Origin of the sequence: Paraburkholderia aromaticivorans (genome assembly GCF_002278075.1) — a bacterium.
GTDB classification, from domain to species: Bacteria; Pseudomonadota; Gammaproteobacteria; order Burkholderiales; family Burkholderiaceae; genus Paraburkholderia; species Paraburkholderia aromaticivorans.
On sequence record NZ_CP022990.1, the window covers coordinates 2,175,419 to 2,196,795 of the forward strand.

Below are 21,377 nucleotides of genomic sequence, written 5' to 3' on the forward strand. Positions count from 1 at the left end.
TGCAGCAAGATGTGGCGGCAGGCGCGAGGGCGCTCGCGTGTAGCAGCAGCGGGGCGGCCGCGTGTAAAACGGGCGGGCGCCGCCCGGGATTTACACGCGCGGCGTCACGGGCGGCGCGATTCGCCGCAAAAGGCGGACTTTTATGCGGGGGCAGCGGCGGCTGGAAGCCGCGCTCGAGCCAACGGGTTCACGAACCGAGCAGGCCCGCTGCGATATTCACGCACAAGCCCAATACGGCGACGTTGAAATAGAACGACAGCACGGATTGCGCAAGCGCGGCGCGGCGAATCGAGCGCGAGCGCAACACCACGTCCGAGGTCTGCGAAGCCGCGGCAATGGTGAACGAGAAATACAGGAAGTCCCAGTAATCCGGTTGGAGCGCCTTGTCGGGAAACAGCAGCGGCGTTTCCGCTGAATCGGGATCGTAGTAAAGACGCGCGTAGTGTTGGGTGAAGATGGTCGGGATCAGAAACCATGCGCCGAACATCGTGAGTCCGGTCAGCGCGTAGTGCCAGACCGTCGAAGCGCCCGCCGTCCCCTTCGCCGACGCCAGCTCCAGCACGATGGCGGCAATACTCGCAATGGTCGCCACGCAGATCACGATGAGCACGACGCCCGCGTTCTCATCGTCGCGACGGGCGGATGCGCGCACGCTTTCTTCATCGGCGATGGCCATGTAGACCCAGATCATCGCCAGATAACTCCAGATGGCGGCGTCCCAGCCGGCCAGCACGCGAACCATTGGGCGCGTGTGCGCCGGCAAGGCGAGCGCCGCGATGATGCCGAGCGCGAGGCCGACCAGCATGCGCGGTCGATTGCGAAGTACCTGCGGAAAATATTTCGTGAGCATGGAATGGCGTGCAAGGACTCTCGGTGTGGCGGATTCTACCCCCTGCTTCGACGTGCATTTGTCGAATGAGCAAGTCACAGGCTATAGTCTTTCGCAACGTGCTTGCGCGCCGCTTTCAGTTGAAAGGCGATTGGCAGGCGGCAGATTTTTTTTGCCGTGAATGCCATGCAGTGCGCTCAGCTTCATATGGATGTCATCAGCACAACGTAGCGCGGCTCGCACTGGGTTAAGGCGGGCTCACTAGACCGCTTAAGCGGCGTCAGACCAGGTTTGGGGTAGAGGAATCGACGTCACACGCAAACGGCATCATGTGAAAGCCGTGTGGCAAGTTGAGAATGACTCACCATCTGGAGTGCCCATGACAGATGTTCCCGAGAATAATGATGCGCACCACGAAGTGACGCATCCCGCAGGCTTGTCGCCGTCTGTTTCGTTTTCAACGTCGCGCAGAGCGTGGGTGCTCGGCGCATGCGCCGCGGCCGCGGCTTTCGCGTTTGCCTGCGCCGGCCGCTCGCTCTCCCTGATCGCCCCGGCATCGGCCGAGGCGCCCGCCAGCGGAGCGCTCGACGCCTTCCTTGCGCTCTCGCAGCGCCTCACCGGCCGCACCGGCTTCGACGTCGCGCTCGGCAAACGCGTCTACGACGCCCTCGCCAGGTCCGACAGTCATTTCACCCCGAACGTCGCCGCGCTCAACACGTGGCTGCGGGGCCACGGCGGCGTGCCGTCCGATACCGTGACGCAGGCTTTGCAGGTGGATCAGCCCGCGCTTGCCAAATCCGTGAGCGCGATCATGCGCGCATGGTATCTCGGCCTGGTGGGCGACATGCCTCACGTGGATGTGGTCGCTTATGAAAAGGCGTTGATGTTCGACCCCGTCAAGGACGTGCTGACGATTCCGTCCTACTGCCGCGACGTGCCGTTCTACTGGACAAAGAAACCGGTGAGCGCCTGAACGTCGTTCCTCTTGCGCGTGCCGCATCGTTCGATCAGATCGTTCGACGCAGCACCGGCACGCGCGTTCAGCAAGCAACGATCAGCCAGCACAACCACAGTGCATGGGACCGGGATGAGCGCTGCGCGCGCTCGACAGTTCGAGCGCCAACGCCGGTCGACACAGAAGAAGAGGGCAACAATGGCAAACACGAATTCCGCCGATATCGTCGTGGTCGGTTCGGGCGTGGCAGGCGGACTGGTCGCGCATCAGATGGCGCTGGCCGGCGCGTCGGTGATTCTGCTCGAAGCCGGGCCGCGTATTCCGCGCTGGCAGATCGTCGAGAACTTTCGCAACTCGGCGGTCAAGAGCGACTTCGCGACGCCTTATCCGTCCACGCCCTACGCACCGCATCCCGAGTACGCGCCGGCCAACAATTATTTGATCCAGAAGGGCGACTATCCGTACAGCTCGCAGTACCTGCGGCTGGTGGGCGGCACGAGCTGGCATTGGGCGGCCGCCGCATGGCGGCTGTTGCCGTCGGATTTCCAGTTGCACAAGCTGTACGGCGTGGGGCGCGACTGGCCTTATCCGTATGAAACGCTGGAGCCGTGGTATTCGGCGGCGGAAATGCAACTCGGCGTCTCGGGTCCCGGCAATTCCATCGACCTCGGCTCGCCGCGCTCGAAGCCGTACCCGATGAGCCAGCTTCCCCTCTCGTACATGGATCAGCGCTTTAGCGACGTGCTCAATGCGCACGGCTTCAAGGTCGTGCCCGAACCGGTGGCGCGCAACAGCCGTCCTTACGACGCACGGCCCACCTGTTGCGGCAACAACAACTGCATGCCGATCTGCCCGATCGCCGCGATGTACAACGGCGTGGTGCATGCGGAGAAAGCCGAACAGGCGGGCGCGAAGCTGGTGCCCGAGGCGGTGGTGTACCGCGTCGAAGCGGACAACAAAGGGCTGATTACAGCGGTCCACTACAAGGACCCGAACGGCAACAGCACGCGCGTGACGGGCAAGCTGTTCGTGCTGGCCGCGAACGGCATCGAAACGCCGAAGCTGATGCTGATGTCGACCTCCGATAAATTCCCGCACGGCGTCGGCAACAGTTCCGATCAGGTGGGCCGCAACCTGATGGATCATCCGGGCACGGGCGTCACGTTCCTCGCCAACGAACCGCTGTGGCCCGGACGCGGGCCGATGGAAATGACCTCGATCGTCAATTTCCGCGACGGCGCGTTCCGCTCCGATTACGCGGCGAAGAAGCTGCATCTGTCGAATGGCGTGCCCACCATGGCCGTGACCGCCGCTCTGCTGAAGCAAGGCCTCACCGGCGCTGAGCTCGACCGGCAGATTCGCGACCGCGCGGCGCGCACGCTGACTATCAACAGCTTCCATGAGCATCTGGCGGAGCCGCGCAATCGCGTGGTGCCTTCGGCGGATCACAAGGATGCGCTCGGCATTCCGCAGCCGGAAATCTACTACTCGATCAACGACTACGTGAAGAAAAGCGCGGCCAATACGCACGAACTGTATGGGCAGATCGCCGCGCTATTCGGCGGCGCGGAAATCTCGTTCGACGACACCTTCGCGCCCAACAACCACATCATGGGCACCACGATCATGGGCGGCGATCCGGCGGATTCGGTCGTCGATGCGGACTGCCGCACGCACGATCACTCCAATCTGTTCATTGCCAGCAGCGGCGTGATGCCGAGCGCGGCATCGGTGAATTGCACGCTGACGATCGCGGCTTTGTCGCTGAAACTGGCCGACAAGCTCAAGCGTGAGATCTGAGCCTGACCGGAGAGCCACAATGACGAAGAACACCTCTCGCGTGCCGCCGGTCGATGCGCTCGTGCAGAAAGCCCGCTGCGGTCATTTCAGGGTCGCGGCGCTGGCGGCGATCTTTTCGCTGTTCGCGCTATACATGGCGTGGTACGAGGCGCACGGCCCCAGCACGCGGCACAACGACGAATTGCCTATCACGCAGGCCCACGCGGACGACGCCTCGCAGCCGGCCGATGGCGGCGTCATGCCGGCTGCCGCAGCCGGCGGCGATCTGGCCAAGCGCGGCGAGTATCTCGCGCGCGCCGGCGATTGCGTGGCCTGCCACACGGCGGACAAAGCGCGGCCCTTCGCTGGCGGGCTGCCGATCAACACGCCGTTCGGCACCATCGTGACGCCGAACATCACGCCCGATCCGGACACCGGCATCGGCCAATGGAGCGACGCCGATTTTCTGCGCGCCATGCATGAGGGCATCGGCAAAAGCGGCGAGCACTTGTATCCGGCTTTCCCGTACGCGGAGTACACCAAGGTCACCGATCAGGATGTGCTGGCCATTCGCGCCTATCTGAATACGCTCACGCCGATCCACTATTCGCCGCCCGGCAACAGCCTGAAATTCCCGTTCAATCAGCGCTGGCTGATGGTGTTCTGGAATCTGTTCAATTTCACCGAGGGCCGCTTCGTGCCCGATCCCAAACAAAGCGCGCAGTGGAATCGCGGCGCTTATCTGGTGCAAGGGCTCGCGCATTGCGAGGAATGTCATACGCCGCGCAACTTCACGCAGGGTTTGAAGTCGAGTTCGCGTTTCTCCGGCGCGGTGCAGGCCGGCTGGCATGCATACAACATCACGTCCGACAAGAACAGCGGCGTGGGCAACTGGAGTGACGACGAACTGGTGTCGTATCTGTCGACCGGCGCGGCGCCGGGCCGGTCCAACGCGGCGGGTCCGATGGCCGAAGTGGTGACCGACAGCACCCAATACCTGAGGCGCGAAGATCTCGGCTCGATCGTCGCGTATCTGCGCGCGGTGCCGCCGATCAGCGGCGGCGAATCGCGCCCGCGCGACCAGTGGGGCAATCCCGCCGACGACGTCACGGCACTGCGCGGTACCGCCATCCATGCCGTGAACGGCGCGCAACTGTTCGTCGCCAACTGTGCGAGCTGCCATAGCTGGACAGGGCAGGGCGTGGGCGCGAGCGCGCCGGGGGCGTATCCGTCGCTGATTCACAACTCGGCGGTGGGCGCGAGCGATGCGAATAATCTGGCGCTGGTGATTCTGCACGGCGTCAGTCGCACGACGAAACAGGCGGATGTGCTGATGCCGGCATTCGGCAACGAGCTCACCGACGACCAGGTGGCCGCCGTCACGAACTATGTGACCAGACAGTTCGGCAATCCACAATCCTCCGTGACCGCCGATCAGGTTGCCAAACTGCGTACTCAGCAATAGTGACCGCGCAGAGGGCGAATTTCCGGTAAGACTGGCCGGGAATACGCCAGTTTTGCGTCGATTTTCGTCGTTCTCGCTCGCCATGGCGGCAGGATACGATGGGCAGCGCGCATTCACGTCCCACATGCCGCATTATCATGAAGCCATGGCTTCCGTACTCGTCAATTCCGTTGAGCATCACCCGGCCAACCGGGGCGGGCGCGACTTCGTGGTCGGCGACCTGCATGGCTGCGTCGATGCATTGCGCTATCTGCTGCGCGTGATCACATTCGACCCTGCACGCGACCGGCTCTTTTCGGTCGGCGATCTGGTGGATCGCGGCGAGCATTCCGAGCTCGCGTTGACCCTGCTCGACAAGCCCTGGTTTTTCGCCGTGCTGGGCAATCACGAAGACATGCTGTGCGCCGTTGCCGATGGACGCTTGCGGCGTCAGTCGTGGTATGGAATCGGCGGCCTGTGGGCGTTGCGGTTATCCGACGAGCGCTTGCAACATTACGCGGAGCTCGTGCGCGGGTTGCCGCTTGCGCGCGTGGTCGGCAGCGGCAAGGAGCGCTTCAACGTGCTGCATGGGGAATTCTTCGGCACGGACGCCGAACTGGACGCAGGAAATTTCTCCACCGAAACCCGCCAGCAATTGCTGTGGGGACGCGATCTGGCGTTGGGCAACGGCGATCCGCAACGGCAGCGCGGTCTATCGCTGACCTATTGCGGCCACACGCCGATGCGTGACATCAAGCAGGTGGGCTCGCAGGTGTTCATCGACACCGGCGCGTTCGGGCCGGACGGCAAGCTGACGATCGTCGAGCCGCTGGCATTGCGGCGCTGGTCGATCTCGGTCGAAGAGGCGCGCGCGGACGGGGCGGCGGCGCTGGCGTTGCCGTGACGCTGCCTTGACGGCTCGCGCCGGTGCGCCGGCTGGTCGGCCTAGCCTACCTGGCTGAGTTCGAACACCATATCCACCTGATGCCCGTTCCAGTTGTATTCCAGATACGCCGCGTGATGGCAGTCGCGCAAAAGCGTGGTCTTGAACGCGGCGAGGCACTCGCCTTCGCCGTCCCGCACCGATGGATACACGATACCCGGCGCCCCTGCTTCGCGGACGGCCCGGCCGAGCGATTGTCCCGCCAGATAATCGTCCGGCGACAGCACTGCCAGATCCACCGACTCATCGCCGCGAATGTCCACCACGTTGCCTGCCGCGACGACGGTGTAAAGGCGCATCTGCTGGCGCATGGGCGGCTCCGCCGTTGCTTCCAGAAATTTCCCCGTGTGATAGCGCGTTTCGGCGATCGCGGTGGCGCGTGAGCGGGCGCAGTAAAACACGCCGTAAGTGCCGTCGGAGAAACGGCTGCCGAGCGGATTCAGATGAGTCAAAGCGGCCATGATCGGCCCATAGCCCGGCCCGAAGCGGCGCTCTTCGCGCGGCACCAGATCGAGTTCGCCGACTTCGGTGCGCAGACGGTCGTTGGTCATGGCTTCGAGCGCGTAGAGCGCGTCGAAATCTTCCGGCGAGGCGACCCGGTCGAACAGATTGACGGCCGGAAAGCGCGTCGGAATCACACGATACGCGGGCGACCAATCGAGCGGCGCGGTACGCCAGCGGTCCTGCCAATACGGTTGTGTCACGCCCAGCCGCCTCGCATTGCGTCGAGATACTGGCGCACGGCCACGAGGTCGCTGATGTTGCCCGCCAGCATGCGATCCAGCGCGCGGCGGCCGCCGAACGGCGGCGCGCTGTTGGGGCGTTTGATCCAGCCGTCCGCGGCGCTGGCTTGCGGCAGCAGGATTTGCAGCGCCTTGTAAATGCCGAGCAGCAGCGACAGCCGTTCGAGCGTGTCGCGCCCGAGGCGGGCCGTTTCAGGCGCCGCCTTCCATTTGAAATAGGTGGAGCGGCCCGGTGAGCCTAGCAGCACGATCTGCTCTTCCGCGCTCAAGTCCCAGTCGCGGGCGATATTGAAGAACGCGCGCAGACCCGCTGCGGACATTTCCGTTAGCGACGGGGCCGAAATCGGCCGACGAATCGGCGCTTCGGGTTGGGTGGCGCGAGCAGCGTGAGCCATGAGCAGAAAAGTCCTTACTTGTACTTGCAATTCATACTAGTCTAAATATGGATTTTTGCAAGAGAATATAATCCCCGCTCGTTATGAAAGTCGAAGATCAGGAGAGGCAGGAGATGGGCGTTCGAACAGTAGCAGCGGGAGCGGCGCTAGCCGTGTGGTGCATGTCGGGGTCGGCGGTGGCCGCGGGTTATGCCGAAGTGTGGAACCCGCCCGAGGAGACCGGGCATGTCACGAAGCAGGCCGGCAAAAAGACGGGGACGGCAGTCAAGGGCAAGTCTGGCGCTGCTGCGCAAGGCGCTTCGATGTCCGCTGCCAAGTCCGGTCAGAAGCACGTAGGCGCCCGGCATGCCGCGCCGCACGTGGCCTCGACAGCGGCACACGGCAGCCAGCCGTCGGCGCATGGGAACGTCAAAAAGGTGGCGGCCAAGGGTTCCGCAAAGAGTGGGATCAAGGCAGCAGGCGCGAACCAGACCCCATCGAAAGCGGCCGCCGCGTCGCACGGTAAGAGTCGGCATGCGCAAGTCGTCCAGGCGAAACCGGGACACGGCAAAGTCATGCACGCCAATCTGGTCCAAGGCCGTAAAACGTCTCCGCAAACGGTCAAGGTCGCAGCGAAGCCGGACTCGGCAAAGCCGGCTGCATCGCACGTCGATGTGCCGGCGCCATCCGCAAACGCGGCTTCATCCGCAAACGTTGGCGCCACCTCGGCAAACGCAACGAGCAATCCGGCTACCGCCAGCAGCGGCTCGCTGCCGCCGCTCATTCACTGATCGCAAAGTTGGAGCGCGCGTTCGCGCTTCGGCCTGCTGGTCGCGGCCCGCTAACCTGTTGCGAAAGCGTTATCTTGCTGGCGCCAAAGACAGGCGTCGAATTTCATTCACGGGTCAGGCCGACGGTGACGGTTGTTTGATCATTGCATCTCTAACCCATTCGTCACCAACCGCAACGTTTCCATCGACCGCGCGTCTCTAACCCGCGAATGCAGGGTTACGCGCGATTCCGGCAGCGGCGGCAGGCCTAGCCGTGCGCCGACGTCGACCAGGCCGCGCGGCGCCACCCGGCGCGCCAGCGGCGACACGGCCAGCCCCGCCGCCACCGCCGCGCCCACGGCCGCCACCCCGCCGCCGACGAACACCTCCTGCCACCCAACACCCGCCTGCGCGAGCGTTCGCAGCGCCACGTCGCGCACGTTGCATGGCGGGCTCAACAGCGCCAGCGCCAACGGTTCGCCGACTCGCGGCAACCACGCCGGCGTGGCGAGCCAGCCGAGCGGTTCGCCGAATAGCACCTGCGCGTCGTCGCGCGGCGGTTCGTCGGCGCCATACCGGACGATCACCGCGTCGAGGCGCCGTTCGTCGAATTGTGCGAGCAGTGCGGAGGACGTGCCCAGATGCAATTCGATCACGAGACCCGGATCGTGCGCATTGAGCCGGCCGAGCAGAAGCGGCAAGTCCGGACCGGCTACATGTTCGCTGAGCCCCAACGCGAGCCGCCGACGCTCGACCGAGAGCGAGCCCAGCGCGCGTTCATGGGCGTTGAGCAGATCGCGCGCGGCGCCGAGAAACGCGTTGCCGTCCGCGGAAAGGCGCACCACCCGCGGCGTGCGCTCCAGCAATTGCTTGCCCAGATGGGCTTCCAGCCGTTTGAGCTTCAGGCTGACGGCCGATTGCGTGGTGTCGAGCGCGTCCGCCGCACGCGTGAAACTGCGTAGATCGGCGACCAGGACGAACGCCCGAACCGCGTCGAGATCGAGGACTTTCATTTTCAATGGATATAGATGAAATCACTGTCGATATCTGTTTATTATGACTGAGCGCACCTAAGCTGTCGTTACCCAATCAACGCAAGCAAGGAGGTTCATCATGCCGCTCACACGAATCGCTCTACGCGCCGGCAAGCCGGCCGAATACCGGAAGGCGCTGACGGATAGCATCCAACGCGCGCTGGTAGCGACATTCAACGTGCCGAAGGACGACATCTTCATGCTGCTCACCGAGCACGAGGCCGGCAATTTTGTGTACGACAACCAATACTTGAACGTCGAGCGAAGCGACGATCTGGTGATGATTCAGATCACGCTGAACAACACGCGCACGCTCGAGCAAAAGAGGGCGCTTTATAAGCGCATGGCGGACGAACTGGCGGAATCGCCGGGGCTGCGACGAGAGGATGTTTTGATCAATCTCGTCGAGGTATTGAAGGAGAACTGGTCGTTCGGCAATGGGATTGCACAGTACGCGCTGTGAGTGCCGTGCCCAACGAGTAGCGCAAACGCTCCATGCGAAAACGGGCGGCCATGCCGCCCGTTGTCTGGGAAGCGCGGCGAGGTTACGCGATCGTATCGACCACGCCGCCGTCGACGCGCAGCGCCGCGCCGGTGGTCGCCGAAGCCTGCGGCGAGCAGACGTAGACGACCATGTTCGCCACTTCCTCGGTGGTGGCGGCGCGCTGGATGATCGAACTGCTGCGATGCGCGAGCACGAACTCCGTGGCGACTTGTTCGACCGTTTTGCCCTGCTCTTTGGCCGTCTCTTCCACCATCGCCCGCAAGCCGTCGGACAGGGTCGGTCCGGGCAGCACGGCATTCACCGTCACGCCGCTGCCGGCCGCCTGCTTGGCGATGCCGCGCGCAATGCTCAGCTGCGCGGTCTTCGAAAAGCCGTACGCGAGCATGTCCGGCGGAATATTCAGTCCCGACTCGGACGAGATGAACACCACGCGGCCCCATTTGCGCTCCATCATGCCTTTGAGGTAGTGGCGCGTGAGCCGCACGCCCGACATCACGTTGACCTGAAAGTAGCGTTCCCAATCGCCGTCTTCGGTGGAGAAGATATCGCCGGGGCCGAAGACGCCGAGGTTGTTCACCAGAATGTCCGTTTGCGGCACGGCCTGGATCAAGGCTTCGCAGCCCTGCGGCGTGCCGAGGTCGCCCGCGAAACCTTGCAATTTCGCTTGCGGCGCCGTCTTGCGGATCGCGTCGATCGCGCGGTCCACCGCGTCCTGCTTGCGTCCGTTGATGATGGTCTGCGCGCCCGATGCGGCGATGCCGGTGGCGATCGCAAGGCCGATCCCCGCCGTGGATGCACTGACGACCGCAGTCTTGCCCGATAGATCGATGTTCACTGTCTTGCTCCTCGTTGAAGTTGCGGCGAACCGGCCAAGGCTGGCCGCGCCGAAAGATGCAAAGGACCCGGTGTTCGAAACGTCGAGCGGAAAGTATCCCACCTATCCGCGCGCGAGGTCGGCTCCGTGCCAGGGCGGGGCGCAGATGGCGTCGCTATAATGATCCGACGTTCTTTTTGCGGCTGTCGACCGCTTCGCCCATGACTTTCGATCCCCCCGATCCTTCCCGCGAAACCCTCGAACTCGGCGGCTCCGTATGGTTTCAGGCGGGTGCGCAGACGCTCGGCGGCGCGTCGCGGATCGCGCTGCTCGCGGCGATCGGCGAGACCGGTTCGATCACCAGCGCGGCCAAAGCCGTCGGCATGAGTTACAAGGGCGCGTGGGATGCGATCGACACGATGAACAACCTCGCCGGCGAGCCGCTCGTGGTGCGCCTGACCGGTGGCAAGGGCGGCGGCGGCACCACCCTGACGCCGCGCGCCGTGAAACTGATCGAGACGTTTCGCGCGGTGGAACGCGAGCACCGGCGCTTTCTCGAACGCGCGGGCGCGGCGATCGAAGGGTTCGCGACGGACTGGGATCTGATCGGCCGCATCGGCGTGAAGACGAGCGCGCGCAATCAGCTCTATGGCACGGTGTCGGCGATCACGCGCGGCACTGTCAACGACGAAGTCACGCTCGCGTTGCCGGGCGGGCACGCGATCGTTGCCGTCATCACGCATGAAAGCACCGAGACCTTGGGCCTCGTGGAGGGCGCGGCGGCGTTCGCGTTGATCAAGGCGTCATGGGTCGTGCTGCTGGTCGACAACGAAACCGGCGCGCCGCTCAAACTCTCGGCGCGCAATCAGTTGCGCGGCAAGGTGCAGAGCGTGAAGCGCGGCGCCGTCAATGCCGAGGTGTCGCTGGTGCTGGAAGGCGGCGCGGTGATTACCGCGGTCGTCACCAATGAAAGCGCCGCCACGCTCGGTCTCGCGGAAGGCGGGCGCGCCGTCGCGGCATTCAAGGCGTCGAGCGTGATACTCGGTGTGAAGGACTGAGCGCGCGACCGGCCGGCGCTCGAGTCAGCTCTCGCTGCGCGCGTAGCCGGCGAACGGATGATTCTCGCGCACGCGGCCGTCGCTGACCTGCACGACCTGATCGCCGAAGGCGGCGACATCGTCGGGATCGTGGGTGATCAAGACCATCGGAATATCGAGCCGCGTTTGCAGCTCGGACAGCTCGCGGCGCATGCGCTGACGCAAGGCGCTGTCGAGCGCCGAAAACGGCTCGTCCAGCAGCAACAGCCGAGGTTGCGCGACGAGCGCCCGCGCCAGCGCCACGCGTTGCTTCTGGCCACCGGAAAGCTGCGCCGGATGATTGGCCGCCACGCTCGTCAATTCGAGCGCATCGAGCCAGTAGTCGATCTGCGGATGGGTGATCCGCGCACGCGGATTGAGCCAGCCGTGCTGCAAGCCGAAACCGATGTTCTGCCGTACGTTCAGATGCGGAAATAGCGCGTAGTCCTGAAACAGATAGGCAATCTTGCGCGCTTGCGGTTTCAGATCGATGCCGCGCGCGCTGTCGAACAGCGCGTTGCCATGCAGCGTGATCGCCCCTTCGTCGGGGCGCAGCAGACCGGCGATAGCCTGCAACGTCAGACTCTTGCCCGCGCCGGACGGGCCGAACAGCACGACGCGTTGTGAGGCGGCCTCAAAGGCGACCTCGAGCGTGAAGCGGCGTTCGGCGCTCTGGAAGGTCTTGCGGATGTCGACGGCGAGCAGCATATCAACTGGACTTCAAAAGCGTGTGCTGCGGTACGAGGCGCCCCGCGAGCAACAGGATCACGACGCACGTCACCGAGGTCACGAGCACGAGGAAATTCGCGGTGCTGTCGTCGCCGGCCTGCACGGCTGAATAGACCGCCACCGAAAGCGTCTGCGTGCGCCCCGGCAGGTTGCCCGCGATCATCAGTGTCGCGCCGAATTCGCCGAGTGCCCGCGCGAAGGCGAGCAGGCCGCCGGCGAGAATGCCGCGCGCGGCGAGCGGCAGCGTCACGCGAAAGAACACGGCCGTTTCGCTGACGCCGAGCGTGCGCGCGGCTCGTTCGAGTTGCGGATCGACGGCTTCGAAAGCGGCGCGCGCCGATTTCAGCACGAGCGGAAAGGCCACGACCGTCGACGCGATCACCGCACCCTGCCAGGTGAACACCAACTGGATATCGAAGCGGTCGAGCCAGCCGCCGATCACGCCGCGCCGACCGAGCAGGACGAGCAGGTAATAGCCGAGCACGGTGGGCGGCATGACGAGCGGCAGCATCAGCAGCGAATCGATCACGTCGCGCGCGCCGGAGCGCCAGCGCGACAAACCGAAGGCCGCCGCGACGCCGAATACCAGATTGAGCGCGGTGGCCCAGCCCGCGACTTTCAACGACAGCAGGAGCGGAATCCAGGCCTGTTGCATGAGCGTGCGCGTCCCGTGAAGTTAGTGCGCGGGCTTGAAGCCGTACTTCGCGAGCACGGCCTGGCCGGGCGGCGACAGCACGAAGTTCATGAACGCCTGAGCGTCCGCCGCGTGACGGCTGCCTGCCACTTGCGCGATCGGATAGGTGATCGGCGTTTGCGTCGGCACGTTCGTCGCGACCTTGACCTTGTCCGGCATGACCGCCGCGTCCGTACTGAACACGAAGCCGGCGTCGACTTCGCCACGCGACACATAGTCGAGGCTCTGGCGGACATTCGACGCCAGCACGGCCTTCGCGCTCACGGCGTCCCACACGCCCGCGGCCTGCAGCGCCCCCTGCGTGTAACGGCCAACCGGCACGGAAGCCGGATCGCCGTACGCGACGCGCTTCACGTTCGCCGTTGCCAGATCGTTCAGGTTTGCCGGCGCGAAATGGCTGTCCGTCGGCACGATCAGCACCAGCGAATTGGCAGCGAAGTCCTTGCGTGTGGCCGGCACGATTACTTTTTCGGCGGCGGCCTTGTCCATGGCCTTCTGATCCGCGGATGCGAACACATCGACGGGCGCGCCCTTGACGATCTGCTGCATCAGGACGTCCGACGCGCCGAAGTTCAGTAGCACCTTGGTGCCCGGATGCTGCTGCTCGAAGACTTCGCTGACCGCCTTGAACGCGGTGGTCAGGCTGGCAGCGGCGGAGACCACCAGTTCGTCGGCGCGTGCATGGGCGCTGACGACGACGGAGACAGCGCTGGCAACGAACAGCGCCTGCTTCAAAAGGTGGCGGCAGAGTGTCATGAGCGTTTGAAAGTCCGGCGGGAGCCGGATCGGCGGTGAAAAACGCTATCGTAATATACGAAAGGTTATAGCGGTGGCCAATGACCGTTATTCAGCCGTGCGCATGAGGCCGCTCATTGAACGGCAGAGAAGGTTTTCAGACGCGGGACGACTGCGGCGGCGCCAGCATGTTGAGTGTCTGCGACAGCGGCGCCGTGCCCGGACGGGCATCTCGCACCGCTTTCCACTTTGCGCGGATGAACGGCCGGTCATGACCGGACACTTTTAGCGCGATATGGGTGACCCAGCGCTGCGTGGGCACGTGCACGCCGTGCATCAGCAGCGCGAGGACCATCATGCTGGCGGCGACCGGGAGCGCCGACAACCGGCCCGGCTCGGCATGCCACGCGAGACGGACGAACACCAGCGCCGCCAAGGCGCCGGTCAGGCAGCCGGTAATGGCTTCCGAAGGCGAGTGAGCGCTCAGCACGACGCGCGACAATCCGACCGCGATCCCCGCGCCGAGGCCGAGCAGGACGCCGGCCAGACGTATCGCCGGGCGCGCCGGCAACAGCATCAGGAACAGCGCGACCGGATAAACGGCGGTAGACAGCATGGCGTGGCCGCTGACGCCGGTAAAGTCCAGCTCGCGCACGCCAACCCCCCAGCCGAGAAACGCCAGCTTCGTCACGGTCACCACGCCGATGGCCGCGCCCAGAAGCAGCAGCCAGCCCGCAGCCATGCGCCATGTGTAGCCGACCGCCAGCCACAGCGCGATGGCGAACGCGAGCGGCAGCGTCATGCCGGCGCCGCCGAGGCTGGTGATCGAATACCAAAGGTGGGCAGGTAAATCGGGCATGGCGAAGAGTGCGACCTGGGCCGCGTAGAATCGAGTGGGTAAAGAATATTTAACGCGCGAGCGGCACGAATCGCCGACTAGTACAGGTCAGGCCCGCACGTCACGGAGTCAGCCGCCAGTATAGACGTGTGCTGCACAGCGGTCGCGCCGCGCGCAAGGCTTTTTGTCGCTGGGTGTTGGCTGCCGCACAAGCGGCAAATGACCAGCGGACGAGCGGCGGACGAGTAGCGCAGGGGTTTGACGCCGGCCTTGCAGCAAGGTTCGACGAGCGGAAATTTCGTTACAGAATGACGCGCCCGCGTACCAGCATCGCATGAGGATTGGTGTTATTGTGCAATGCACAACAAACTGCCGTTCTACCGGACGGACCCTGTCCCTTTTTGCGAGGTTATCCGCCAATGGCAAAAAGTCTATCGAAAATCTGGCTGCGCGGTCTGAAGCGGCTGCTCGCGATCCAAACCGAGCACAGTCGCAAAACCACCAAGCGCACCACGACGCGACCGGCCCGGCCCGCCGCCGCCAAGCCGTCCACTAAGGTTCGCCCGCTCAAGCCGGCTGCGGCCGTGCGGGCGCCCGCCAAGCGCGACGTGCCGCGCGCCGCCGCCCGCGAATCGCGGGTGCGTCCGCGTGCGTCGGCATGGGCGAGCGGCTCGTGGACGCGCTCGTTCCACTCCGCGCCTGCTGCGCCCGGCCGGCTCGTCAATCATCTTCAGTATGGCTTGTATATCCCGGCGGGCCATGCGTTCGAGGCCATGCCGCTGGTGGTGATGCTTCACGGCTGCACCCAGTCGATCGATGAATTTGCCGAAGGCACGCGGATGAATGTGCTGGCCGACCGTTTCGGGTTTGCCGTGGTTTATCCGGAACAGTCGAAGCACGTGCATTCGCATCGCTGCTGGCATTGGTACGACGCCGGTGAAAACGCGGGCGGGGCTGAAGCGCGCGCGGTGGTTTCGCTGGTGGACGCGCTGATTGCGCAGCATGGTTTCGACAGCGAGCGCGTGTACGTCGCCGGAATCTCCGCCGGGGCGGGGTTGACGGCGCTTTTGGCCGTCAACTATCCCGAGCATTTCGCGGCGGTCGCGCTGCATTCCGGCCCCGCTTTCGGCGAGGCGCGTTCCGGCATCGCGGCGATGGACGTGATGCGGCGCGGCGCGCGCCGTGAGCCAGCCGAACTGGTCGACGAGACCGCCGACGTCGCCAGTTATCCCGGCATGCCCGCCATCATCATTCACGGCGACGCCGACCATGTGGTCGCGCCGGTCAATGCGGACCAGTTGGCGGTGCAGTTTCTTCGTCTGAATCGTGTCGTCGACCAGAACGGTGCGCGCAAATCCGGCGAAGTGCGCGAAGAGCGCAAGGGCGGCGTGGTGATGCGCGACTATCTGCGCGGCGGCCGGCGCCTGGTGCGGCTGTGCCGAGTGCAAGGGCTTGCCCATGCGTGGAGCGGCGGCGATGACGCGGTGCCGTTTCACTCCGCCAAAGGTCCGGACGCAAGCGCCATGGTGTGGGAGTTCTTCAAGCATCAGCGCCGCACGGGAACTGGCCGTATCGCGGAAACGGCCGCCACGGCGGTCTCCGCCGGCGCACGGTGACCTGAAAGCAACATTTCGAATTGAGTGCTGGCGTGTAACTAGGGTTTTCCCTATAATACGGGTTATCCCCTAGGTAGTAACGCCTAAACTCACTTTCGAGGTTGACCATGTATCTGCTTAGCCGCCTGTTTCTGTTCTTGACCAAATCGCCCGATCAACTCGCTAAGGAACGTGCTGACGCATTCCTCGCTGAAGCCACCGATCTGTACGATCTGGAATTCCGTATGCGCAAGCTGGACCGCGAGGCGAATGTCCGCCAACCGTCATGGATGACCCAGCACTAAGCTGCACAAGCTAAAACATCGGCGCGTATTGAGACGTCGATGTTTCGGGTGAAGCGCCCAAGCTGTCGTCGACTTGCGCGAGCGCGCAGACAGCCGGATTCAATTGCCACCACGCGTGATTCAACTCCGCGGCGAACGCCACCCAAGTTGCACAGCACATCAATAAGTCCGCTTGCCTTGCCGTTCATTTCCGGTAACGCCAGCAACGACGGCAATCGGCTCATCCCTGAGCTTTTTCAGATGTACTGAACCACAGCAATGCGACGTGAGCGGGTGCTCACTTGCCAAAGCGGGCCAACGTACGCGCCCGTGCTTCGGCATGGTCCACGATCGGCGCCGGATAGTCTTTGCCCAACACCACACCGCATTCGGCGAGCCGTTCCGCGCCCGCTTGCCACGGTGCATGAATCCATTTCGACGGCAGCTTTGCAAGCTGAGGCAGGTAGCGCTTGATAAAGCGTCCTTCGGCGTCGAATTTTTCGGACTGCGTGACCGGATTGAAAATCCGGAAGTAAGGCTGCGCATCGCATCCCGTCGACGCCGCCCACTGCCAGCCGCCGTTATTCGCCGAGAAATCGAAGTCGTTTAGCTGTTCGGCGAAATATCGCTCGCCGAGCCGCCAGTCCACGCCGAGATCCTTGACCAGAAAACTCGCCGTCACCATCCGCAAGCGATTGTGCATGTAGCCGGTGCGGTTCAGTTGCAGCATGGCGGCGTCGACCAGCGGGTAGCCTGTGCGTCCGTCGCACCACGCGGCGAATGCTTCGTCCGCTTCCGGTCCTCGCTCCCAGCGCAGCCGGTCGTACTCTTCCTTGAACGACGCCCCGCTCGCGAGCCGCGGATGATGCGCCAGAATCATGAAGTAGAAGTCGCGCCAGATCAGTTCCGACAGCCACGTAGCCGAGCCCTGTCCGTCGGGTTGCAGCGACATCTCGTGGGCAAGGCGTGCGAGCGTGCGGATCGAGACGGTGCCGAAGCGCAGATGCATCGACAGATAGCTCGGGCCCTTGGCCGCGGGGAAGTCGCGCCGGTCGGCGTAGCTGTCTATGCGGGTCATGAAATCGTCGAGCAGATGTTGCGCGCCGCTCATGCCGGTGGGCAGCTTGAGTTCACCGAGGCTGCTTGGCGCAAAGCCGAGTTGTTCGAGCGTCGGTAGCTGGCGATCCAGCTTCGACGGCAGTGCGGCCAGATGCTTGGCGTACTTTTCCACGGGATACGGCTTCAGATCGAACGCGGTCAGTTGCTTGAGCCAGGCATTCTTGTACGGCGTGAACACCGTGAACGGTTTGCTCTGCGCCGTGAGCACCTCGTCGCGTTCGAAAATCACCTGGTCCTTGAACGTCAGCCATTGGCGTTCGGCATCGGCGAGTTGCTCGCGCACCGTCTCGTCGCGCTCGATTGCGACCGGCTCGTAGTCGTGATTCGCGAACACCGCGTCCACACCGAGGTCGCCGGCCAGTATCGGCACCAATTCGGCCGGATCGCCGTGCAACACGATCAGACCGCCCCCCTTGACGCGCAACGCCTCGTCCAGCTCACCCAGCGCCGCGAGAATGAACTCGACGCGGCGGTCCTGCGGCGGCGTGTCTGGATGGCGAGCCCGCCAGACTTCGACCAGAGGCCGCAGGATCGTCGTATCGAACACGAATACGCACCACACGCGCTCGCAGTGCTTGAGCGCGTAGTAGAGCGCGGCGTTGTCCGTGCTGCGCAGGTCGCGGCGAAGCCAGACCAGACCGGTGTCGAAGGTGTCGTTGAGTCGTCGGACGCGTGTCATCGGGAATGTGGATCGTTGAACCAGGGGATGGCTGCGCTATCGCCGGCCGCAGGCGAAGCAGGTGGCGGCACGAGCCCGTATTGCACATTGCATGCCGCGTCCGCAAAGTGGGACAGCGCCCGGCCCCTATTGTGCAGGGTACGGGCGCTGTGTGTGCCAGGCGGCGCGTTCTTTGCGCCTCCCGAGCCATGTTTGAACCATGCTTTAGCGATGCATCGAAGCCGCAGCTTAGGCGACTTGCAAACGGACCGCGACGTTGTTGCGCGTGGCGTTCGAGTACGGGCAGACCTGATGGGCCGCGTCGACCAGTTCCCTCGCCGCGTCGGCGTCCAGACCCGGCAGCGAAACGCGCAGGTCGATATCGAGCGCGAAGCCGCCTTTGTCGTTCGGGCCGATGCCGACTTCCGCCGTGACTTGCGTGTCTGCCGGCAAAGTCTTTTTGTGCTGGCCGGCGACAAACTTCATGGCGCTCAGGAAACACGCCGAGTAGCCGGCGGCGAACAGTTGTTCCGGATTCGTACCCGCTGCGCCAGTGCCGCCCAGCTCGCGCGGTGCGGCCAGCTTGACGTCCAATGCATTATCCGACGACACGGCACGGCCGTCGCGGCCACCGGTGCTCGTTGCGCTTGCCTTGTAGAGGATGTTCATGGTGCTGCTCCTTTGTCTGGATTGTCAGGATCTGGGTATTTGCTGCGTTTGCCGGCCCACCTTTCCGGCAGGGCACTGGTTGCGTTGGCATGCGATAAAGATAGTGTACAAATAATTTGTGTGCAAACTATTTTTTATATCGTACCGATAGCACATGTTCCGCAACGCGCCAGCTAGTGGTCCATGTAATCGTTGAGGGTGGCGCGCAGGCGAGTCAGGTCATCCCGCAGACGCAGCAGAAATTCGGGCGTCTGCTGCGTCGCGCAGAAGATTTCCGCGGGCACTTCGCGCGCCTGGCGCTTGAGTGCCGAACCGGCTTTGGTGAGCCGCACATAGACGAGACGCTCGTCGTCGACGCCGCGCACGCGTGCCACCAGCCCCTGTGTCTCGAGTCGCTTGAGCAGCGGCGTGACCGTCGCCGAATCGAGGTTCAGGCGCGCGGCCATGTCTTTCACCGTGATGTCGTCGCTCTCCCACAGCACCAGCATCGTGAGATATTGCGGATAGGTCAGGCCGAGCTTGTCGAGCAGCGGCTTGTACGCCTTCGTCATGGCGAGCGAGGTGGAGTAGAGGGCGAAGCAGAGTTGCTCGTCGAGCGTGAAGGGCAAAGCGGAGCGCTGGGTCATGATGCATCTCGCAAAAAATAGCGTGCAAATCGATTGCGCGCAAACCATTGTGCCGCAATTCGGCGCAGGTTGACGAGTGCGGTTGGGAATTTCTGAAGCGGGAGAGTGGGCGCCGCAGTGCAGGCAGTGCAGGGGCGGCGCTAGAACTGCGCTCGCCCCGGCATGGAGGTCAAGCCGCCGGTGTGGTTGGCAAGTCCGGTGTTTCGGGCGTTTGCACGCCGAAACAGCCGCGATAGGTTGCGTAGAACGAGCAGTACAGCATGGTCGTCACGATCATCGTGGCGGGCATCAGGACCGCGAACGCGAAGTCGCCGGCGCCCAGCGCCTGCATCAGCGCGGACAAGCCGAGCGATACCGTGATCGCCACTGCGAACCAGAGCGCGCCGAACACGATGAACGCGCCGCGGTTGCGCCAGCAACTGACGATGCTGAAGAACATTGCCTTGACGGGCGGCACGTCATGCCAAGCGGTGAGAATCGGCGAGAACCAGAAAATCATTGCGACCGGGAGGTAAAGCGCCAAGGCGGTGATGACTGCTAGCGGAATATTGCTATTGGCTATCGCGTCCTGATCCATCGTGGCGGCGCCCAGCATCACCTTCAGCAGCATGCCGCCGTCGGCGAGCGCCGAACCGGCCAGCACCAGCGCCATCGCGACGACGTAGAGCACGCCGAGCACCAGCAGCCGTTTGGCGACCACCGGGCCATACGAGTGGAAACCGTCCACCAGAATGGTCGGAAACACCGGCTTGCCGGCAATCGTGTTGCGGCACGCCGCCATGAAACCGACCGCGACGCCCGGAATGAACGCGAGCGGCAGCACGCCGCCGATCACGGGAATCTGCGACACGAGCGTCATCACCAGCAGATAGGTGAAGAACAGCGTCAGGAACGCGAGCGGGTTCTTACGGAACAGCCAGATACCCTGCCGGAACCACACATAGCCGGTTTTCGCGGGGACTTCGATCAGTTGCATGAGGTATGAATGCCTGGAAGTGCAACACCGGACAGGCGTTCGCGCAGAATGCGCTCGAAATGGCCGGGGTCGTGTGGTTTGAGCAACTCGGCCGCGCGCGGCAAATGGAAATCATACAGGCGCGAGACCCAGAAACGGTATGCGCCGGCGCGCAACATGTCGCCCCAGTGACGATTTTCTTCGACGGTGAACGGGCGCACGGTCTGATAGGCGCGCAGCATCGCTTCGGTGCGTGCATCGTCGAGTTTGCCGGTGGCGAGGTCGACGCACCAGTCGTTGACCGTCACCGCCACGTCGAACAGCCACTTGTCGCAGCCGGCGAAGTAGAAGTCGAAGAAACCGCCCAGGCGCACCTCGTGGCCCGTGTCAGGAGCGGCGTGGGCGAACATGGCGTTGTCGCGGAACAGATCGGCGTGGCACGGACCTCCGGGCAGCGCGGCGTAATCGGCCGAGGCGAAAAAGGCTTCCTGATGCGCCAGTTCGGACGACAGCAACTCACGTTGCTCGCCTTCCAGAAAAGGCAGAATGGTCGGCACGGTTTCCTTCCACCATGGCAGGCTGCGCAGGTTCGGCTGATAGGCCGGGTAGTCGCGTCCCGCCAGGTGCATGCGCGCCAGCATTTGCCCGACCTCGATGCAGTGTTCGACGCCCGGCGCCAATTCCGGCGCGCCCTCGAGCTTCGTCACGATCGCGGCGGGCTTGCCTTGCAACAGCCCGAACAGCGCGCCGTCTTCGCGTGGCATGGGGTCCGGCACCGGCACGCGGTGCGCGGCGAGATGCCGCATAAGGTCGAGATAGAACGGCAGTTGTTCGGCCGTCAGCTTTTCGAAGATCGTGAGGACATATTCGCCGCGCGTTGTCGTCAGAAAGAAGTTGCTGTTCTCAATACCGGAGGAGATGCCGCGAAATTCGACGACGTCGCCGAGGTCGTAATGGCGCATCCATTCTGCAAGTTGGGGTTCAGTGACAGCGGTGAAGACAGCCATGCGGGAAACGTCGGTTCAGGTTGGTCGGGCTGGCGCGATGCGGCCAGTGCGATATGCGGCACATGCGGTACGAAAACGTGGTCTGCGGGACCGTGAAGCGCTACGGCATTTCAGTGGCGTACGGCCAGGGTGAAACTCGGCAAGCAGGCCGAGACCCGGGCCGACGCCCGGCGGGCGCGTGGATCCGGGCGGCGGCCCACAC

23 protein-coding genes are annotated in these 21,377 nt (G+C 64.0%); 9 read left to right on the forward strand and 14 right to left on the reverse strand.

Features of this window, described 5'->3' with window-relative positions:
• Positions 1–187 precede the first annotated feature (187 nt).
• A complete protein-coding gene (locus tag CJU94_RS29355) occupies positions 188–850 on the reverse strand; it encodes a DUF1345 domain-containing protein (RefSeq protein ID WP_095422087.1) in 663 nt (220 codons plus the stop codon).
• Positions 851–1,208: 358 nt separating this feature from the next.
• Between CJU94_RS29355 and CJU94_RS29360 the strand changes: the two genes are divergently transcribed.
• The 4 genes from CJU94_RS29360 to CJU94_RS29375 all read left to right on the forward strand — a co-directional run bounded on the left by CJU94_RS29360 (position 1,209) and on the right by CJU94_RS29375 (position 5,911).
• Positions 1,209–1,802 carry a sugar dehydrogenase complex small subunit gene (locus CJU94_RS29360; protein WP_095422088.1) on the forward strand — a complete coding sequence of 198 codons (594 nt, stop codon included), beginning with the start codon at positions 1,209–1,211 and terminating at the stop codon, positions 1,800–1,802.
• 180 nt (positions 1,803–1,982) lie between these two features.
• Positions 1,983–3,584, forward strand: coding sequence for a GMC family oxidoreductase (locus CJU94_RS29365; protein WP_095422089.1), 1,602 nt, complete (start codon positions 1,983–1,985; stop codon positions 3,582–3,584).
• 19 nt (positions 3,585–3,603) lie between these two features.
• Positions 3,604–5,028 (forward strand): cytochrome c, encoded by a 1,425-nt coding sequence (locus CJU94_RS29370; RefSeq protein ID WP_095422090.1) that lies wholly within the window; start codon positions 3,604–3,606, stop codon positions 5,026–5,028.
• Between the two features lie 145 nt (positions 5,029–5,173).
• Positions 5,174–5,911 carry a metallophosphoesterase gene (locus CJU94_RS29375; RefSeq protein ID WP_208645378.1) on the forward strand — a complete coding sequence of 246 codons (738 nt, stop codon included), beginning with the start codon at positions 5,174–5,176 and terminating at the stop codon, positions 5,909–5,911.
• 41 nt (positions 5,912–5,952) lie between these two features.
• Here CJU94_RS29375 and CJU94_RS29380 read toward each other — a convergent pair whose 3' ends face one another.
• Positions 5,953–6,654, reverse strand: coding sequence for an RES family NAD+ phosphorylase (locus CJU94_RS29380; protein WP_095422092.1), 702 nt, complete (start codon positions 6,652–6,654; stop codon positions 5,953–5,955).
• Complete coding sequence (locus tag CJU94_RS29385) at positions 6,651–7,088, reverse strand: MbcA/ParS/Xre antitoxin family protein (protein ID WP_095422093.1); 438 nt, start codon at positions 7,086–7,088, stop codon at positions 6,651–6,653. Before CJU94_RS29385 ends, CJU94_RS29380 begins: the two co-directional genes overlap by 4 nt.
• A 113-nt stretch (positions 7,089–7,201) precedes the next feature.
• On the opposite strand from CJU94_RS29385, the gene CJU94_RS29390 reads away from it, so the two are divergent.
• Entirely contained in the window at positions 7,202–7,858 is a 657-nt protein-coding gene (locus CJU94_RS29390; RefSeq protein ID WP_095422849.1) for a hypothetical protein, read from the forward strand.
• A gap of 140 nt (positions 7,859–7,998) precedes the next feature.
• On the opposite strand, the gene CJU94_RS29395 is transcribed toward CJU94_RS29390, so the two are convergent.
• Positions 7,999–8,850, reverse strand: coding sequence for a LysR family transcriptional regulator (locus tag CJU94_RS29395; protein ID WP_095422094.1), 852 nt, complete (start codon positions 8,848–8,850; stop codon positions 7,999–8,001).
• A gap of 100 nt (positions 8,851–8,950) precedes the next feature.
• On the opposite strand from CJU94_RS29395, the gene CJU94_RS29400 reads away from it, so the two are divergent.
• Positions 8,951–9,334, forward strand: a complete 384-nt coding sequence (locus tag CJU94_RS29400) for a tautomerase family protein (protein WP_095422095.1) — start codon at positions 8,951–8,953, stop codon at positions 9,332–9,334.
• An 82-nt stretch (positions 9,335–9,416) separates the two neighbouring features.
• Here the strand turns inward: CJU94_RS29400 and CJU94_RS29405 are convergent, their stop codons facing one another.
• On the reverse strand, positions 9,417–10,211 hold the full coding sequence (locus tag CJU94_RS29405) for an SDR family NAD(P)-dependent oxidoreductase (protein ID WP_095422096.1): 795 nt from the start codon (positions 10,209–10,211) through the stop codon (positions 9,417–9,419).
• 200 nt (positions 10,212–10,411) lie between these two features.
• Here CJU94_RS29405 and CJU94_RS29410 point away from each other — a divergent pair, with 200 nt between their 5' ends.
• Positions 10,412–11,248, forward strand: coding sequence for a TOBE domain-containing protein (locus CJU94_RS29410; RefSeq protein WP_095422097.1), 837 nt, complete (start codon positions 10,412–10,414; stop codon positions 11,246–11,248).
• Positions 11,249–11,272: 24 nt separating this feature from the next.
• On the opposite strand, the gene CJU94_RS29415 is transcribed toward CJU94_RS29410, so the two are convergent.
• The 4 genes from CJU94_RS29415 to CJU94_RS29430 all read right to left on the reverse strand — a co-directional run bounded on the left by CJU94_RS29415 (position 11,273) and on the right by CJU94_RS29430 (position 14,283).
• Complete coding sequence (locus CJU94_RS29415; RefSeq protein ID WP_095422098.1) at positions 11,273–11,974, reverse strand: sulfate/molybdate ABC transporter ATP-binding protein; 702 nt, start codon at positions 11,972–11,974, stop codon at positions 11,273–11,275.
• A gap of 1 nt (position 11,975) precedes the next feature.
• Complete coding sequence (modB, locus tag CJU94_RS29420; RefSeq protein ID WP_095422099.1) at positions 11,976–12,650, reverse strand: molybdate ABC transporter permease subunit; 675 nt, start codon at positions 12,648–12,650, stop codon at positions 11,976–11,978.
• Positions 12,651–12,671: 21 nt separating this feature from the next.
• Positions 12,672–13,445 (reverse strand): molybdate ABC transporter substrate-binding protein, encoded by a 774-nt coding sequence (modA, locus tag CJU94_RS29425; protein WP_095422100.1) that lies wholly within the window; start codon positions 13,443–13,445, stop codon positions 12,672–12,674.
• Positions 13,446–13,581: 136 nt separating this feature from the next.
• Positions 13,582–14,283, reverse strand: coding sequence for a phosphatase PAP2 family protein (locus tag CJU94_RS29430; protein ID WP_095422101.1), 702 nt, complete (start codon positions 14,281–14,283; stop codon positions 13,582–13,584).
• A gap of 398 nt (positions 14,284–14,681) precedes the next feature.
• Between CJU94_RS29430 and CJU94_RS29435 the strand changes: the two genes are divergently transcribed.
• Positions 14,682–15,878 (forward strand): extracellular catalytic domain type 1 short-chain-length polyhydroxyalkanoate depolymerase, encoded by a 1,197-nt coding sequence (locus CJU94_RS29435; protein WP_095422102.1) that lies wholly within the window; start codon positions 14,682–14,684, stop codon positions 15,876–15,878.
• 107 nt (positions 15,879–15,985) lie between these two features.
• Positions 15,986–16,162, forward strand: a complete 177-nt coding sequence (locus tag CJU94_RS29440) for a DUF3563 family protein (RefSeq protein ID WP_095422103.1) — start codon at positions 15,986–15,988, stop codon at positions 16,160–16,162.
• A 277-nt stretch (positions 16,163–16,439) separates the two neighbouring features.
• Here the strand turns inward: CJU94_RS29440 and CJU94_RS29445 are convergent, their stop codons facing one another.
• The 5 genes from CJU94_RS29445 to CJU94_RS29465 all read right to left on the reverse strand — a co-directional run bounded on the left by CJU94_RS29445 (position 16,440) and on the right by CJU94_RS29465 (position 21,175).
• Entirely contained in the window at positions 16,440–17,939 is a 1,500-nt protein-coding gene (locus CJU94_RS29445; RefSeq protein WP_095422104.1) for a cryptochrome/photolyase family protein, read from the reverse strand.
• A gap of 228 nt (positions 17,940–18,167) precedes the next feature.
• Entirely contained in the window at positions 18,168–18,587 is a 420-nt protein-coding gene (locus tag CJU94_RS29450; protein WP_095422105.1) for an organic hydroperoxide resistance protein, read from the reverse strand.
• 173 nt (positions 18,588–18,760) lie between these two features.
• A complete protein-coding gene (locus CJU94_RS29455; RefSeq protein ID WP_095422106.1) occupies positions 18,761–19,213 on the reverse strand; it encodes a MarR family winged helix-turn-helix transcriptional regulator in 453 nt (150 codons plus the stop codon).
• A gap of 169 nt (positions 19,214–19,382) precedes the next feature.
• Complete coding sequence (locus CJU94_RS29460; protein WP_095422107.1) at positions 19,383–20,189, reverse strand: BPSS1780 family membrane protein; 807 nt, start codon at positions 20,187–20,189, stop codon at positions 19,383–19,385.
• Positions 20,180–21,175, reverse strand: coding sequence for a homoserine kinase (locus CJU94_RS29465; protein ID WP_095422108.1), 996 nt, complete (start codon positions 21,173–21,175; stop codon positions 20,180–20,182). Before CJU94_RS29465 ends, CJU94_RS29460 begins: the two co-directional genes overlap by 10 nt.
• Positions 21,176–21,377 lie beyond the last annotated feature (202 nt).